This window comes from Janthinobacterium sp. EB271-G4-7A (genome assembly GCF_020858075.1).
GTDB lineage: Bacteria > Pseudomonadota > Gammaproteobacteria > Burkholderiales > Burkholderiaceae_D > Janthinobacterium > Janthinobacterium lividum.
The window spans coordinates 3,833,678-3,849,934 of record NZ_JACYMI010000001.1 but is presented as its reverse complement, the minus strand read 5'-3'; the positions used below and the strand labels follow the sequence as shown (position 1 = coordinate 3,849,934).

The 16,257-nt window shown below is 64.6% G+C and carries 16 protein-coding genes; 14 read left to right on the top strand and 2 right to left on the bottom strand.

From position 1 onward, the window contains the following. Positions 1-75: 75 nt before the first annotated feature. From IGS58_RS17315 to IGS58_RS17295, 5 genes are read left to right on the top strand one after another with little or no spacing between them, the layout of a single operon-like run. The gene (locus IGS58_RS17315) at positions 76-1,485 is read left to right on the top strand and encodes a TolC family protein (protein ID WP_230522149.1); all 1,410 of its coding nucleotides are present in this window, start codon (positions 76-78) and stop codon (positions 1,483-1,485) included. A gap of 2 nt (positions 1,486-1,487) precedes the next feature. Continuing rightward, a complete protein-coding gene (locus IGS58_RS17310) occupies positions 1,488-2,462 on the top strand; it encodes an HlyD family secretion protein (protein ID WP_230522148.1) in 975 nt (324 codons plus the stop codon). 6 nt (positions 2,463-2,468) lie between these two features. Beyond that, positions 2,469-3,650, top strand: coding sequence for an ABC transporter permease (locus tag IGS58_RS17305; protein ID WP_230522147.1), 1,182 nt, complete (start codon positions 2,469-2,471; stop codon positions 3,648-3,650). Beyond that, positions 3,647-4,795: an ABC transporter permease gene (locus IGS58_RS17300; RefSeq protein ID WP_230522146.1), complete on the top strand. Its 1,149-nt coding sequence runs from the start codon at positions 3,647-3,649 to the stop codon at positions 4,793-4,795. Before IGS58_RS17305 ends, IGS58_RS17300 begins: the two co-directional genes overlap by 4 nt. Positions 4,796-4,797: 2 nt before the next feature. Next, positions 4,798-5,316: a hypothetical protein gene (locus IGS58_RS17295; RefSeq protein WP_230522145.1), complete on the top strand. Its 519-nt coding sequence runs from the start codon at positions 4,798-4,800 to the stop codon at positions 5,314-5,316. Here IGS58_RS17295 and IGS58_RS17290 read toward each other — a convergent pair. Then, positions 5,313-6,197: a LysR family transcriptional regulator gene (locus IGS58_RS17290; RefSeq protein ID WP_230522144.1), complete on the bottom strand. Its 885-nt coding sequence runs from the start codon at positions 6,195-6,197 to the stop codon at positions 5,313-5,315. The two genes, IGS58_RS17295 and IGS58_RS17290, sit on opposite strands and share 4 nt — an antisense overlap. Positions 6,198-6,296: 99 nt before the next feature. Between IGS58_RS17290 and IGS58_RS17285 the strand changes: the two genes are divergently transcribed. From IGS58_RS17285 to IGS58_RS17245, 9 genes are all read left to right on the top strand, one after another. Beyond that, the gene (locus IGS58_RS17285; protein WP_230522143.1) at positions 6,297-7,154 is read left to right on the top strand and encodes an alpha/beta fold hydrolase; all 858 of its coding nucleotides are present in this window, start codon (positions 6,297-6,299) and stop codon (positions 7,152-7,154) included. Next, a complete protein-coding gene (locus IGS58_RS17280) occupies positions 7,151-7,756 on the top strand; it encodes a glutathione S-transferase (protein WP_070259209.1) in 606 nt (201 codons plus the stop codon). Before IGS58_RS17285 ends, IGS58_RS17280 begins: the two co-directional genes overlap by 4 nt. A gap of 75 nt (positions 7,757-7,831) precedes the next feature. After that, positions 7,832-9,412 (top strand): AAA family ATPase, encoded by a 1,581-nt coding sequence (locus IGS58_RS17275; protein ID WP_070259207.1) that lies wholly within the window; start codon positions 7,832-7,834, stop codon positions 9,410-9,412. Further along, a complete protein-coding gene (locus IGS58_RS17270) occupies positions 9,409-9,894 on the top strand; it encodes a hypothetical protein (protein WP_070259205.1) in 486 nt (161 codons plus the stop codon). The genes IGS58_RS17275 and IGS58_RS17270 overlap by 4 nt, the downstream gene beginning before the upstream one ends. Positions 9,895-9,903: 9 nt before the next feature. Then, positions 9,904-10,875 (top strand): hypothetical protein, encoded by a 972-nt coding sequence (locus IGS58_RS17265; RefSeq protein WP_230522142.1) that lies wholly within the window; start codon positions 9,904-9,906, stop codon positions 10,873-10,875. Next, on the top strand, positions 10,872-12,635 hold the full coding sequence (locus IGS58_RS17260; RefSeq protein WP_230522141.1) for a VWA domain-containing protein: 1,764 nt from the start codon (positions 10,872-10,874) through the stop codon (positions 12,633-12,635). Before IGS58_RS17265 ends, IGS58_RS17260 begins: the two co-directional genes overlap by 4 nt. Position 12,636: 1 nt before the next feature. Beyond that, positions 12,637-13,230 (top strand): hypothetical protein, encoded by a 594-nt coding sequence (locus IGS58_RS17255; protein ID WP_230522140.1) that lies wholly within the window; start codon positions 12,637-12,639, stop codon positions 13,228-13,230. Next, complete coding sequence (locus tag IGS58_RS17250) at positions 13,227-14,606, top strand: capsule biosynthesis protein CapK (RefSeq protein WP_230522139.1); 1,380 nt, start codon at positions 13,227-13,229, stop codon at positions 14,604-14,606. The genes IGS58_RS17255 and IGS58_RS17250 overlap by 4 nt, the downstream gene beginning before the upstream one ends. After that, positions 14,603-15,646: an AAA family ATPase gene (locus IGS58_RS17245; RefSeq protein ID WP_230522138.1), complete on the top strand. Its 1,044-nt coding sequence runs from the start codon at positions 14,603-14,605 to the stop codon at positions 15,644-15,646. Before IGS58_RS17250 ends, IGS58_RS17245 begins: the two co-directional genes overlap by 4 nt. Here IGS58_RS17245 and IGS58_RS17240 read toward each other — a convergent pair. After that, the gene (locus IGS58_RS17240) at positions 15,603-16,181 is read right to left on the bottom strand and encodes a TetR/AcrR family transcriptional regulator (protein ID WP_230522137.1); all 579 of its coding nucleotides are present in this window, start codon (positions 16,179-16,181) and stop codon (positions 15,603-15,605) included. The genes IGS58_RS17245 and IGS58_RS17240 overlap by 44 nt on opposite strands. Between the last annotated feature and the right edge of the window lie 76 nt (positions 16,182-16,257).

Sequence of the window (16,257 nt, the reverse complement as noted above, 5' to 3'; positions counted from 1 at the left end):
TAGATATAATTGCTATTGTGAAAGTATAAACATGGCAACCCCGTGCTTTCCCCTCATTCATTGACTGGACGCTACATGGGCAGATTGCAAGGACACTTATCATTATTGCTGGCGGGCGCGCTGGGCGCGACCCTGCCCGCGCTGGCGGAACCGCTGACATTCAACGAAGCGCTGCAGCAAGCGGCCAAGGCTTCGGGCGCCGTGCAGGGCGCCGCGCTCGACGTGCGCGCGAAAACACTGAAGGCGGAAGCGCTGTCGAATATCGACGGTCCTTCCGTGGACTTGACGGCGTTTCGCGGCCGTCTGTCGACGGACTTGAATATCGATACGAGCGGCTTGTCCGGCGTGGTGGGCGGCATCGAATCCGTGCTGCCGCCGATTCCCGGCTTGCCCACGCCGCATATTCCCAATTCCCTTAACCGCGAAGTGGTGACGGACCTGACCTCCTTCGGCTTGCTGGGCATGTGGCCCATCTACACGGGCGGGCGCCTGGATGCCGTCAAGGGCCTCGCTTCCAGCCTGACCCTGGCCGCGCAAGCGGAGCGCACGGAAGCGGAAGAGCAGCTGGCCACCCTGGTGGCGCAGCGCTATTTCCAGCTGCTGCTGGCCAAGCGGGTGGTGGCCGTGCGGGCCGAAGTGACGGCCGGCGTGACGCAGCACCAGCGCGACGCGGCCAAGCTGGAAAAGGGCGGTCTGATTTCGCGCGCGGAACGCCTGCGCGCCGACGTGGCCCTGGACAGCGCCCGCAGCGAGGAAGCGCAGGCGCGCAGCGACGAGGAAATCGCCCAGGTGGCGCTCGACCGTTTGCTTGCCGTCAACTCGCAAGTGCTTCCCAGCACGCCGCTGTTCGTCAACAGCTTGCCGGTGGGTACTTTGCAATCGTTCATCAGCACGGGCATGCGCGAGAATGCGAACTGGAAAAAGATCGACAGCAAGCGCGTGCAGGCGGAACAAGCCTTGAAGCTGCACGGCAAGGAATACGCGCCCACCGTCTTTGCCATCGGTAACTACAATTTGAATCGCGGCAATGAAAAACTCGTACGTTCGAACTGGGCCATCGGCCTGGTCGTGTCCGTGCCGCTCGTGCACCGCATCAATACGGGCAAGATGATTGCCGCCGCCAAGCTCGACCAGGAGCGGGTGGAAGTGGTGGCGCGCCAGGCCGAGCGCGACATTCCCACCCTGATCGAAAAGAACTGGCGCGCGCTGGAAAACGCCCGCATCCAGTACCTGTCCACGGCCTCGTCGGTGGAGCTGGCGCGCGAAAATATCCGCTTGCAAACGGTGGCTTTCCAGCAAGGGCAAGTGACGTCGCTGGAAGTGGTCGATGCGCGCCTGAACCTGGCCAAGGTCGAGACCCAGCGCGCGCAGACGGCCTATAACTATGTGATGGGGCTGGCGCAATTGCTGGAAGCGACGGGCGAGACGCAGCGCCTGGGCAGCCTGGCGGCAGCGGCCGATATCCAATTACCTGTGGACAAATAATAATGAGTACCTCCAAAAAACCCTTGGTCATAGTCGCCGCAGTGATCGTCCTGGCCTTCGTGGGCTGGGGCTTGTACCAGGCATTCCAGCCGCAGCGCCTGCCTTTGCAGGGACAGATGGATGCGCAGGAAGTCAATGTCTCGTCGAAAGTGCCGGGCAGGGTGGGCGAGCTGTACGTCAAGCTGGGCCAGACGGTTCCGAAAGGCGAGCTGCTGTTCCAGCTGACGAGTCCGGAAGTGGATGCGAAGATCGCGCAAGCGACGGCCGCCACGCAAGCGGCCGACGCCGTGGCGAAAAAAGCGGAAGCGGGGGCGCGACCGGAAGAAATCGCCGCCGCCAAGGCGAACTGGGAGCGGGCGCAAACGGGGGCCACCATCGCCAAAACCACTTACACCCGCGTCAACAATATGTTCGAGCAAGGCGTGATCGCCCAGCAGAAACGCGACGAGGCGCAAGCCCAATGGCGCGCGGCCGACCAGCTGGCGCAAGCGGCCCGCGCGCAATATGACATGGCGCAAAAGGGTGCCCGTCCCGAAGACAAGACGGCCGCCGCCGCCCAGGCGCGCCAGGTGGGCGCCGTGCTGACGGAAGCGCAGATCGCCCTGGCCGAGACGAAGATCGCCGCGCCCGTGGCGGGCCAGGTCAGCAAGATCCAGATACAGCCGGGCGAACTGGCGCCGCAGGGCTTTCCCGTAATCACCCTGGTGAACCTCGACGACGCCTGGGCCGTGCTGCAAGTGCGCGAAGATGAAATGGCAGCGTTTTCCATGGGCAGCACGCATACGGCCAATGTGCCCGCGCTGAAACAGCAACTGAGTTTCAAGGTCAGCTCCGTGGCCGTACTGCCGGACTTCGCCACGTGGCGTGCGGCCCGTCCGGGCGGCACGGACTTGCGCACGTTTGAAATCCGCTTGCGTCCCGCCATCAAGGTCGAGGGCTTGCGCCCGGGCATGTCGGTCGTGTTCCCACCGCTCTGATAAGCGATGAACGAAGCGGATAAAGAGCCGGTTTCAGCGCTGGCACGCGAGTGGCGGCGCTTGCGCGGCGACTTCTGGGATATCGGCATGCTCAGCTGGATTCCGGTGGTGCTGTGCGGCATGTTGTGGCTGGTGTTTTCCGCCGGCATCGCGCGCGACTTGCCCATCGTCGTCATCGATAACGACAATTCCACCCTGTCGCGCCAGCTCACGCGCTGGCTCGACGCTTCGCCCGGCATTGCCGTGGCGGCGAAAGTGGCGTCCAGCGACGAAGCCCTGCACCGGCTGCGCGAGCGCACGGCGTTCGGCTATCTGCTGATCCCGAACGATTTCGAGCAGAAACTGCTGGGCGGCCGGCAAACCACCGTGCAATGGCTGTACAACGCGCAGTTTTCCTCGCACGCGGGCGCCTTGCTGCGCGACGTGCGCACGGTCAGCACGACCTTGTCGGCCGGCATCGAGATGACGGCGCGGGTAAAGAAAGGTATGTCGGGCGTGCAGGCGGCGGCCCAGTTCGAACCGATACGCACGACCTTGAACAGTTTATACAACGAAAACACCAGCTATGAAGCATTTTTGACCCTGGCCCTGATGCCGGCCATGCTGCAGATTTTCATCGTCGTTGCCGTCGTCACCAGTATCGGCCGCGAGTTGCGCGACGGCACGGTGCCCCAATGGCTGGCCTCGGCCGATGGCAGCTGGCTGCGCGCCATCGGCGCCAAGTTGCTGTTTCCCCTCGTCGCCTACTGCGCCCTGGCGCTGCTGTACTTGCTGTTCTTCAGCCTGGCGCGGGGCTGGGCCGTGGCGGGCAGCTTGCCGGCCTTGCTGCTGAGCATGCTGCTGCTGGTGCTCGCGTATTGTGGCCTGGCCACCTTGCTGATCGCCGCCACCCTGTCGCTGCGCCTGGCGCTGTCCGGTGCCGCCTTCATCACGGCGCCGGCCTTTGCGTTTGCGGGTCAGGCCTTTCCCCTGATGGCCATGCCGGCGCCAGCGCGCGCCTGGGCGGAAGCCTTGCCGCTCACGCATTATCTGCAGCTGCAAACGAAATACTGGCTGGCCGGCGCACCGTGGCGCTATGGCGTGCAGGAAATGCTGATACTGGCCGGCTTTGCCGCCGGCTGCGGCGCCGTGGGCGTATTCCTGCTGGCGCGCCGCGCGAATGCGCCTGCCGCCTGGGGACGCACATGATGTGGCCAGCCTTTCTCGCCACCTGGCGCGCCATGCTGACGGACAAGGGCGCGCTGACCTTGCTGTTCATCGGCGGCATCATCTATTCCTTCTTCTATCCGCTGCCGTACTCGACGGAAATCGTCCAGCGCGTGCCGGTGGCGGTCGTCGACCAGGACCGCAGCGCCATGTCGCGCCAGCTGACGCGCTTTGCCATGGCCCATCCGTCGCTGCAAGTGATCGCCGTCACGCCGGACTTGCCCGTCGCGCAAGATTTGCTGTGGCGCGATAAGGTCATGGGCGTCTTGATCATCCCCGACGGCTTGCAGACGGACGTGCTGGCCGGCCGCGCCGCCCACGCGCAAGTGGCGGGCAATGGCTTGTATCTGATGTTGAACAAGGTGGCCCTGAACGGGCTGGCCGAAGTGGTGGGCACGGTGTCGGCCGGTATTGAGCTCAAGCGTCTGGGCGCGGGCACGCCGTCCACCATCCAGGCCAACCAGCAGCGCTCGCCCATCGCCTTCGACGCCGTGCCCCTGTTTAACGTCAAGGAAGGCTATGGCGCGTATGTCGTGCCGGGAGTGGCTACGCTCATTGTGCAGCAGACCTTGCTGATCGGCATGACCATGCTGTTCGGCACCTGGTATCAGCGCAAGGCCTTTCCCGTGGCGGGCAGGCGCACGGCGGGTGGGTATATGGGCATGCTGCTGGCGTTCGCCTGCGTGGCCTTCTTGAACTGCTGCTATTTCTTCGGCTTTGTCTTCTGGTTTCAGGATTACCCCCGTGGCGGCAACTTTGGCGGCATGCTCTTGCTGCTGGTGTTGTTTTCCCTGGCGGAAGCGGCCTTCGGCATGCTGCTGGGCATGCTGTTCCGCACGCGCGAACGGGGTACGCAGCTGATGATCGCCACCTCAATGCCGGTGCTGTTCCTCGCGGGCCTGACCTGGCCCGTGTCGTCCATGCCCGTCGTGCTGCAATGGCTGCGCTGGCTGCTGCCATCGACGGCCGGCATCCAGGGCTTTGTCGCGCTCAACCAGATGGGCGCCTCGCTGTATGAAATCCGCCATGAAGTGGCGGGCTTGCTGGCCTTGCTGCTGGCCTGCGTGGCGCTGGGCTGGTGGCGCTGGCGCGCCGAGGCGCCGGCACCCGTCATCAAACAAGGATGAGCATGAAATCAGAGCAAGCGCTGGAGCCCCCGCTGGCTGTGGCGGAAGAAAGGTATGCCACGATTTTGGCATCGATACTGGCTTATACGCAGTTCTGTGATACACATGGCGACGACGACAACGCCGAATACGACAGACTCGCGGATCAATTGCAGGCACTAAGCGGAAAGGATATTTCCCGCTTCAATTTGCGCGAGTGGTGGGAAGAGGAGGGCGCGGAAGTGCTGGCGTTCAGGATCGCCTTGCCCGATCCCGTGAAACTCGACGGCGTCAGCAGGGCGGACATCGCGCACATCGTTGCCAGGTTAGGCAGCTTCGAGCTGCCCGAAAAAGACGCCAGCGAACCACGCTTCCAGCAGATATTCAGCGCTTTTCTTGATGACTACTACCACGCCTGGCTGAAGCTGCACTGCAAGACCTACAACTACCAGAAAATATTCGGTGTGCACAAGGACAAGGACGGAAAGCGCTGGTGGCTGAGCGACGAGGAGAAGGTTGACCTGCTCTGGCCGCATCGCTAGCGACGGGATCCATCATGCCTCCTGTTCTGCAATGCTGCCAGCAGCAGCTGGCAAAAACCGTCACGCACGGGGTCGGGCAGGTTGTCATTGGCCCGCAGCAGGCTGGCGACACGGGGCAGAGGCGCCAGCCGTTCCAGTGCCGCATGCCGGTGCACGCCCTGGCCCAGGTTGCGTTCATTGACCACCGCCATGCCCAGGCCGGCGGCAATCGCGGTCAGCACGCCCGCCACCGACGGGCATTCCAGGCCCACGCTCCAGGCCATGCCGGCCTGGCCCAGCTTTTCCTCGGCCAGCCGGCGGTAAAAGCAGTGCGGCCCATAGGTGATCAGCTTGACGGTCTCGCCCGGCAAAGTCTGCTCTGCCGTGGCAGCGCACCAATGCAGTGTTTCTGTCCATAACAGCGTGTCGGCCGGCGCCGCCATGCCGGCAAAATCCTGATGCAAAATCACATCGAACACGCCGTCGGCAAAGCGTTCGCGCAATACCTGGCTTTGCTCCACCACCAGTTGCACGTCCACCTTGGGGTGGTGATGCGAGAACTGCGACAGTACCGCGCACACGTCCGTCAATGAAATCTGCTCCGTCACGCCGACGCGCAGCCGGCCATGCATCGCCGATGGCGAAAAATGGGCGACGGCGTCATCGTGGGCATCGAGTATGTTGACGGCATGCCGCAGCAGCACGGCTCCCTGGTCGGTCGTGCCAAACAGCCCGCCGCTACGCGCCAGCAGCTGGCAATCGAGCTGCTGCTCCAATCGCTTGATTTTCCAGCTGACAGCCGACTGGCTCAGATGGAGCAGGCTGGCGGCCTGGCTCATGCTGCCGGTTTGTACCACTGCCCTGAACACACGCAGGGCATCGACGGATAGGCGCAAATTCATGGGTCATGACAAAAGTTGGATTGAAGGTCAAAAGAATGTCACTGGCGTCATGTCCAGTCAAGCCTTAGCCTGCAGGTTCCGCAAACAAAAGGACATCTGATGACGAGTCAAGAACCGCTGTTGAATGGTCACGCCCTGATCCACGGCCACCGTATCGCCACCGGCATCCATGGCGCAGGCACGCCGCTGGTGCTCGTGCATGGCACGCCGGCGCACAGCATTATCTGGCGCGAACTGGTACCGCTGTTCGTCGATGCCGGTTGCCAGGTGCACCTGTATGACTTGCTGGGCTTTGGACGGTCGGAGCGGCCCGTCGAGGCCGATACCTCGGTAGCGGCGCAGGTGACCTTGCTGGCAGCCTTGCTCGACCACTGGCAACTGCCGACCACCCATTTGTTCGGCCACGATATCGGCGGCGCCATTGCGCTGCGCCTGGCGTTCGACCACGCGTCGCGCCTGCGCAGCTTGAGCATCGCCGACGCGCCCAGCTACGATTCCTGGCCGTCGCCCACCTGGAAGCATCTGCGCGATGATTTCGCCCGGCGTGCCTTGACGCCGGCCAGCGAGCATCGCGGCACGATGGCGCGGCAGTTGGGCATGGCCGTTTTTCACAAGGACAGGATGCAGGGCGAGCTTCTGCGGTGCTACCTGGAGCCGCTGTGCGGCGTGGTGGGCCAGCCCTCGTTCTACCAGCACCAGGTGGCGCACTATAACGCCTGCTATACGATGGACTTTGCCGAAAGACTGCCGCAGTTGACAGTGCCGGTACAGGTGTTATGGGGCCAGCAGGACGAGTGGCAGCCGGTGGCTTACGGCCATCGCCTGCAGCGCGATATTCCCGGCGCCACCTTGCATCTGTTTGACGAGGCCGGGCACTTCCTGATGGAAGACGCGCCCTTGCCCGTCGCGGCGCAAGTCATCGCGTTTATTCATCAGATGGAGAGGAGAAGGCCATGATATTGATCGGCATGTTCGATTCGCCCTACGTCAGGCGCGTTGCCATCGGTATGAAAGTGCTGGGCCTGGAGCACGAACATCGGCCCTTGTCGGTGTTTTCCGATGTCGACCAGGTACGGAGCATCAACCCGGCCGTCAAAGTGCCGACCCTGGTCACGGACGACGGCCAGGTGCTGATGGACTCGACCCTGATCCTGGCGTATCTGGAGGAACTGGCCGCGCATGCTCCCCGCATCAGGCCGGAGCCGGGTCCGGCTCGCCTGCGCGCGCTGTGCCAAACCAGCTATGCTTTGGCCGCCTGCGACAAAGCCGTGCAGATCGTCTATGAACGGCGCTTGCGCCCGCAGGAAAAACAGCACCAGCCCTGGCTGGACCGCGTCCAGCTGCAGTTGCATGGGGCCTGGGCGCAGCTGGAGGCGTCATTGCGCGAAGAGGCGCCAGACTGCTTGAGTATTGCCGGCATCACCATTGCGGTGGCCTGGAGTTTTGCTCAGCAGATGGTGCCCGACGTGATGGCAGACAGCGATTATCCGGCCGTGGCCGCTTTGACGGCGCTGGCCGAGCAGCAGCCGGTGTTTTTGGCCACGCCGATGGCGGGCTGAGTTGCTTGTCATCCGAACCGGTGCTTGCAGGTGGCTTGTGCAATAATTTCATTTCCTTAATGGAAGAATATTGCCATGCCGTCTTTTAACCTGTTCCAGCGCCTGTCCCAGGCCCCCACCAAACCCAAGTCCGCGCCCGCCGCGCGGCAGTTCGACGTGGCGGACCTGTACCAGGGCCCCATCGCGCTGGGAGCGGAAGGCGAGGCGCAAGCGCGGCCGTTCGATGAAAAGCTGCGCCAGGCGTATTTCTGGATCGTCAATCACGCCATCATCAGCCCCCATTACGACATCGAATACAACGATGGCCCGTCGCAGACGTATTCCGTGGGCGACAGCCGCCGCACCCTGAATCTGCCGTCGGCGCAAAGCTATTCCAGCTTCATTTTGCTGCCCCTGCTGACGTTCGCCACGCGCCGCAAATGCCTGTTCGTCGGCGGGCCGGGGCGGGGCAAGACGGCCAGCGCCCTGCTGATGGGCGTGCTGGCCGGTTCGACGGTGAAAGAGGTGAAACGCGCCATGCAGCATGGCCACCCGCAGATGACGGTGGCGGACTTGCTGGGCAATCCGCTGCCGGCGGACCTGGTGAACGCGCAAAGCATGGACGATATCCGCATCGCCTGGCGCGCCTGGCTGGGCATGCGCGTGAAAATCGTCGATGAATACAACCGCATCCCCACGCGCACGCAAAGCGCGCTGCTCACCGTCATGGGCGACAATTACGCGGAAGTGCTGAACCATATTTACGAATGCCCGGAAGCGGCCTGGTATCTGACGGCCAACGACGACCAGGGCGGCGGCACCTACCAGGTAATCGAAGCGCTGCGCGACCGGGTCGACGTGACGGTGCAGGCGCTCGCTTTCAACCCGCGCTTCCTGAACGAACTGCTGCTGCGCGTGGAAGAAAACGTGCGGCCCGAAGAGCTGGTGCCGCCCGATATCATCTTCACGGAAGGGGAGGTGGATCAGATCGGCGCATCCATCCGCCAGGTGGCCATACCCGACGCCGTACGCCGCCGCCTGGAATTCTTTGCCAGCCAGTTCGAGCTGTTCGAGACGGCCGGCGGCCAGTTTGAATACATGACCAAGGATACGGCCCGCCTGGCCGGCGCCGACCGGGGCGCCGCGCAGGCGGCCGACAATGGGCGCGACCGCCTGAAAGACCTGGGCTGCCAGACCTTGAACGGCATTTCCGTGCGCACCCTGATGGCGCTCATGATCTACGCCAAGGCCATGGCTTATTTCCGCGGCAATGGCGAGGTGGCGCTGGAAGACTTGCGCCAGGTGCTGCCGTTCGTCCTGCATAACAAGCTGCAGCCGGACCCGGATGCGCCATTTTTCGCGCTGCCGGAAAACGCCGCCTACCGCAGCGACAGGCTGGGCTGGCTGCGCCGCCTGTTCGATTTGTCGAACGATGAATTCAACCGCCTGGATCTGGACCGCGATGATCCTGTCGGCGTGCTGTCGGCCGAATTCGACCTGGGCCTCGATGGCGTCAGCGAGCGCGAGACCCTGGCGCGCCTGAACCGCATCGAAAAGCTGATCGGCGAACGCACGAAGGGCAGAAAATTGTACGGTCCCCTGTACGACGACCTGCTGAAGCTCAAGTACCTGCACCAGCGCTATACGAACTACCGCACTTGGCTGCGTTCGCAATGAATTACGCTCTGAATATCGATCACTGCCGCGGGTTTCTCGATGCGCTGGCCATGTTGAACAGCGAGGCCAGCGACCTGTGCGCAACTTACGAGCTGCAACGCCTGCCCGACGCGCCAGACCTGGCCACGGCGCTGGGCTTGCGCATCGAAGATTATGCATTGACCGTCATCGAACCCGCGCGCGACTTGCCGGCGGCCTTGTGGCAGATCGCGGCGGTGCCGTGCGGGCGCGCGCAGCTGGAGCAGCTATGCCAGCGCTGGTTCTTCTCGTCGGATCACATGCGCACGGCGCCGCCCGGCCGTTTTCGCGCCTGCCTCGTCAACGCCTTCCTCGAAGCGCTGGACATGTCGTTGACCGGATTCACCGTGCACGCCGTGACGATGACGCCGCCACCTGGTGTCTGGTACGCGATTCACTGGGACGAGATCGCCTTCGAGTCAGGGGATGAGCGCTATCTGCTGCACTTTTCGCACAGCGATTGACAGGCTGCGATGATTTCTCCTGCCTTTTCCTCGATACTTGCCAGCGGCCGCGCCCAGTTCAATGCGCGCGCCGTGGAAGCGCGCCGGCGCTTTCCCGCGCTCGACATGGCCGCCTTTGGCGCCTTCCTGCACGACGGCGTCGATCCGCTGGTGGTGGCCTTGGCCGCCGCCGCGCCCGAGCGCGTGGGCGGCGCTACCTTTGCCGCCTATGACATGGCGCTGGAACTGGTGGGCCATGGCCTGGCCGGGCCTGCCGCGAAAAATCCGTTCCTGAATACCGTCTGGCGCGAACTGGCGCCCTCGTTTGCGCCGTTGCTGGCCACCGCGCCCGTGGATGTATTGGGCATGCTCAGCAACGCCGCCATCCACATTGGCGCCGTTGCGGGAGCGCGGCCCGCGCAATGGCAGGCCGGGATGGCTGCCGTGGCGCCGCAAGTCGCCAGCGTCGCGCAGCTGCGTGCCGTGGGCCAGGTGCTGGCCTGGCGCGCCGGCGTCGCGCATTTCCGCCTGGGCGCGCTGGCCGCCGCCGACACCTTGCCACAAGCGCTGGCGCTGGCCGCCTTTGGCGAGCCGGGCGCGCAATGGCCGCAGGTGCATGCGCAGTTGCTGGCGAATCCCTGGCGCGGCAATGCCGAGGGCAGGGCGTTCGGCAGCTTCAGCGGCCTCGGTGGCGACTTCGGCACACCGCCGCAAGTGCGCGCGACAAAGGACGGTTTTGTCGTGCGCAGCGCCGAGCGCCACTACCTGCTGGTGGCCGACGCCTATGGCGCCGTGCTGCACAGCGCCACGGCGCAGGAGTTCGAGCAGGCGCCAAGTGCCATGCCGGCGTCCGTGCGCCTCGAGGGGGCGACCGTGCATATCGGCGCGCGCAGCATCGCGCTCGACCTGCCGGCCGGTGATATCGCGCTTGCCGCGAATGCGCATACGCTCGCCGTCACGTCACCGTGGACGCATGCGATCCGTTTGCTGCCGCTCGCATGAAGAACGATGCCGACTTGATCGACCGCTGGCGCGCCGCCTGGCCCGAGGCCCTGGCCGCGTGGAGCAAATTTACGCGCCTGCGCGACCCGAACCTGTGCGCCAGCCGCGTCGAGGCCAGCAAGCAGGGCTTGTCCGGCAGCTTCGCCATGATCCGCTTGCTGGACCAGAGCGTGGTGGTGGACTTGCCGCTGGTGACGGAGCTGGGCCTGGACGACTATGCGCTGGAAGTGCTTGCCCATGAAATCGGCCACCACATTCTCGCGCCGGGCAGTGCCAGCGACCAGTTCCGCCTGCTGGCGCGCATGCGCCGCGCCTTGCCGACCCTGGAGCAGCATGCGCCCATGGTGGCCAACCTGTACACGGACCTGTTCATCAACGACCGTTTGCAGCGCCAGGCGAATTTGCGCATGGCCGATATCTACCGCAAACTGCAGCAGGGGCGCTCTGCGCAAGCCGATGCCAAGGGTAGCGGCGGCGTATGGACCCTGTACATGCGCATCTATGAAAATCTGTGGCAGCTGCAAAAGGGCGAACTCGGAGGCGGTAGTGCAGACGAACGCCTGGACACGGATGCCTGGCTGGGCGCGCGCCTGATCCGTGTTTACGCGAACGACTGGATGCTGGCGGCGGGCCGCTTCGCCACCTTGCTGCTGCCTTACCTGGTGGAAGACATGGATGCCTTGAGCCCGAGCCGCTATCTGCTCGACACGCGCGACGCGGCCCGTGGCTGCCAGACTTATGGCGCGCAGCAGATCGAGGACGACGAGGCGGACGGCGCCATCCACCCGGTGCACGACAAGCGCATTTCCGGCCTTGATGGCGAGGAACCTGTGACCGAGGCGCCCGCCAGGCAGGGCGGCGGGCAACTGCGCGAACCGTTCGAGCTGGGCGATATCTTAAAGGCGTCGGGCGTGAACCTGAGCGACCATGAAATCGCCATCCGCTATTACCGCGAACGGGCATTGCCGCACCTGGTGGCGTTCCCCAGCCGCCCCGCGCCCGAGTCGCAGGAGCCGCAGATGGAAGGTCTGGAAGCATGGGAAATCGGCGACCCTCTGGAAGACATCGACTGGCTGCAATCGGTGATGCAATCGCCGCGCCCCGTGCCGGGCGTGACCACCGTGCGCCGCGTGTATGGCCGCGAACCGGCGCGCGCCACCGATGCCGTGCCCGTCGACCTGGACATGTACGTGGACAGTTCCGGCTCCATGCCGAACCCGCAGGCGCACACCTCGTTCCTGACACTGGCTGGCACCGTCATCGCCTTGTCCGCACTGCGCGCCGGCGCGAAAGTGCAGGTGACCCTGTGGAGCGGCAAGAACGAGGTGATGCAAACGCCAGGCTTCGTGCGCAATGAAGACATGATCCTCGGCGTGCTGACGGAATTTTTTGGCGGCGGCACCTGTTTCCCCATCCACCGCCTGCGCCAGACCTATGCGGCCAGGCGCGAACGGCCCGCTCACATCCTGATGATTTCCGACGACGGCATCACCACCATGTTCGACAATGATGAGCTGGGCAACAGCGGCTGGGATATTTCCGCCAAGGCGCTGGAGCAGGGCGGTGCGGGTGGTACGATGGCCCTGAACCTGGAGCGCGACTGGGAAGGCGCGGCGGCCCATAAGTGGCTGCAGCAGACCTATGACGATCTGAAGCGCGCGCGCCGCGAGCAGGGCTGGGATATCCACGCCGTCGAGCGCTACGAGGACTTGCTGGACTTTGCGCGGGCGTTCAGCCGGCGCCACTACATACAACAATGACATGCATACTCACGGTCCCCACCTCGAAACCCTGACCCACCGCCTGGCCGACACCCCCGTCGAATTCCTCGCCGAGCCGCGCATCGCCGGCGTCGCCAATGCGCAAGCCGTGGCGGTTGCCGCGCTGGTCAACGACATCTTGCTGCTGCATGGCGCGCGTGCGCCGGCCGCATCCTTGCAGGGTTTTATCGGTGCGCAGGTGAAGGCGGACCGCAACCGGCTGGCGCTGGCCATGGTCCTGTGCTGGCTGTTGGCCGACGACTGGTTCATCGGCCAGCAGTTGCCGCAGCACGATTTGTTGCAGGTGCTGGGCGAGGAGGCGCGCGAACTGGCGGCTGCCACGCCGGCCCACCAGTTCACGCAAGACCCCGAGCGGCGCGAGGAACTGGCGCGCATCGTGCTGGCGCGCCTGGGCTTTCGGCCCCGCGACGAAAGCGTGGCGCAGGCCACGGACAGATTGTCCGCCATCAGCGGCACGGAGCGCCGCCGCCTGCTCGAAGCGAGTCGGCTGGCCGAGCAGCGCGCGCGGGAGATCCGCGAGGCGCTGGCGAAAAAGGCGGCCGAGGAATCGGCCGACAAGTGGTCGCGCGAATGACGCTCGCTGGCAAACCTGACGTCAACCTGCCGGGCGGCGCCTGGGAATCGGACCGCGACTACTGTCCCACCTTGACGCAGGCGGGGGCGCGCATGCTGGAAAAACTGCGCAGCCATCCCGCAGCACCCCGGTACCGCAACCGCAGCGGCAACAAGCTGCTGGCCGGGGAGGTTGAAGCGCTGCGCGCCTATGAGCAGGAAGTCATGCAGGCGGTAGTCGCTTGGAGCGCGGCTGCGCCGCCATCCTGGCTGCCCGATTTTCTCAAGGCGACCTACGCCACCGTGCCGTACTACCGCGCCTGCGGTTCGCCTCCTTCTCGCCTGGCGGACGTGGCGCCCATCAGCCGCGCCGAACTGGCCCACGATATCGCCGCCTTCGTGCCCGACGAGGCGGATCTGGCGCGCATGATCAACTTCCAGACGACAGGCACGACTGGCCACCCGCTGCTGATCGCCTCGCACCCGCTGGTGGCGGGGCGCTACCTGGCCTTCCACAAGCGTGCGCTGTACCGCTTCGGCGTCACCCTGCGCCATGGCGCGGGCCAGGTGGGCGTGATGCTGCTGGGGCATCAGCGCCGCTGCTTCACCTATGTCTCCGTCACGCCGACGATGAACGAATCGGGCCTGGCGAAGATCAACCTGCACGAGGACGACTGGCGCGACCCGGGCGACCGCGCGCGCTACCTGGACGCCATGGCGCCCGAGCTGATTGCGGGCGACCCCATCTCGTTTGCCGAGCTCCTGACCTTGCCCATGGCGCACAAGCCGGCCGCGCTGCTGTCCGTGTCGATGATGCTGTTGCCCGGCATGCGCGCGCGCCTCGAAGCGGCGTTCGGCTGCCCCGTGCTCGATATCTATTCGCTCAATGAAGTGGGGCCCGTGGCCGTCTACGATGAACAGGCGGGTGGCCACGTGCTGCTGCAGCACCGGCTGTACGTGGAAATCCTCGATGGCGCGGGCCAGCCCGTGCCGGATGGCGCACGCGGCGAAATCACCGTGACGGGCGGCTTCAATTTTTGCCTGCCGCTGGTTCGCTACCGCACGGGTGATTACGCTTCGCTGGCGCATGGCCCGCATGGTCCCGTGCTGGTGGGCCTGGCCGGCCGCAGTCCCCTGCGCTACAGGACGATCAATGGCGAATGGATCAACAATATCGACATTACGCATGCCCTGAAACCGCTGGCCATCGCCCTGTTCGGCGTGCACCAGCATGGCGACGGCGCCATCGCGCTGCGCCTGGCGCCGAACGCCATGCCGCAGGCTGACCGGGCGCGCTCCTTGCTCGCGCCTTTTTTCGGCGCCATCGCGGTCGAGACCTTGCTGGCGGAAGACAAGATCATTCAATACACTTCGGATTTGCAGGAAGCCGTGGCATGAACCTTTATAAACGCGGCCTCGTGGTCGGTAAATTCTGCCCGCTGCACCAGGGCCACGAACTGTTGATCCATCGTGCGCAAGAGGCCAGCGAAGAACTGCTGGTGGTCAGCTACACCAGGCCCGAATTTCCCGGTTACGAGCCGGCGCGCCGGGAACGGTGGCTGCGCGCGCAATTCCCGCAGGCGCACATCGTCGTGCTGGACGATGCGCGCCTGGCCGCTCTGTGCGCCGCGCGCGGCATGCCGGCGCGTACGCTGCCGCACAACGACGACGATGGCGACGCGCACCGCCATTTCATGGGCTGGTTGTGCTGGACGGTGCTGGCGCTGCCCGTCGATGCCGTCTTCACCAGCGAGGACTATGGCCCAGGCTTTGCGCGGGTGCTGGAACTGCATTATGCCGGCGGGCCGGTGGCGCACGTGAGCGTGGACCAGGCGAGAACTGCGGTGCCCGTGTCCGGCACGCGGGCCAGGCAAGACCCGCATGCGCACAGCGCCTTCCTGTCGCCGATTGTGCGCGCCGATTTTGTCACGCGCGTGTGCGTGCTCGGTGGCGAATCGAGCGGCAAGACGACCTTGGCGCAAGCACTGGCGGCGCATTTCGAGACGGCCTGGGTAGCCGAATATGGCCGCGAGTTGTGGGAAAGCCAGGATGGCATATTGAACTATGACGATCTGCTGAAGATCGGCCGGGAACAGCTGCGCCGCGAAGCGCAGGCGCTATTGGCTGCGCGGCGCTGGCTGTTTTGCGATACCTCGCCCATGACGACGTATTTTTACTGTGTCGAGATGTTTGGCAGGGCCGAACAGGAATTGGCGCAGCTGGCAGAACACCGTTACGACCTGGTGCTGCTGTGCGCCCCAGACTTCCCCTTCATCCAGGATGGCACGCGCCGCGACGAGGATTTTCGCGCGCGCCAGCATGCGTGGTACCAGGACGAGCTGGCGCGGCGGGGGATCGCTTTTATCGATGTGTCCGGCACGGTGGCCGACAGGGTCAGGCAGGTGGCGCAGATGTTGGAGGTGCAAACGTGGCGCTGACTGCCGCCAGGATCTCATCGGAAAACGCGGCATCGTCGACGGCGCGCGCCAGCGCCACGGCGCCCACCATGGCTGACAGCATGACGATGGCTTCCTGTTGTCGGTTGCGCTTTTTCTGCCACGGAAAATGCGTGACCAGCTTGCCGATGATGGTTTTCAGGTGGACGGTGAAGGCGGGGCGCACGGCCGGCTGCTTGCGCGCGTCGCTTGCCAGGGCGGCCAGCAAACAGCCATCGCCCGGCGCGTCTCGGTGGGCAGCGCTCACGTAGTCGCGCACATACTGGCGCATGGCTTCCGGGCTTGCCGTTGCCGCATCGAGCGCCACGCGCGAGTGTTCCGAGCCATGCAGGGTGCTTTCCGCCATCAGCGCTTCCTTCGAAGCGAAGTGGTTGTAGAAGGGGCCATGCGTGAGCCCCGTCGCCTGCATGATCTGTCCCACGCTGACGCCATCGTAGCCCTTTTCACGGAACAGTCGCGCCGCTTGCGTCAGGATGCGCTGGTGCTTTTCAGCGGTTTCTTCGGCGGGATAACGCATGGCAGGTTCCTGATCGCGGTTCAAAAATAATGGTTGACATCATACATGATGTTCGTCATGCTTCAACACATTAAAC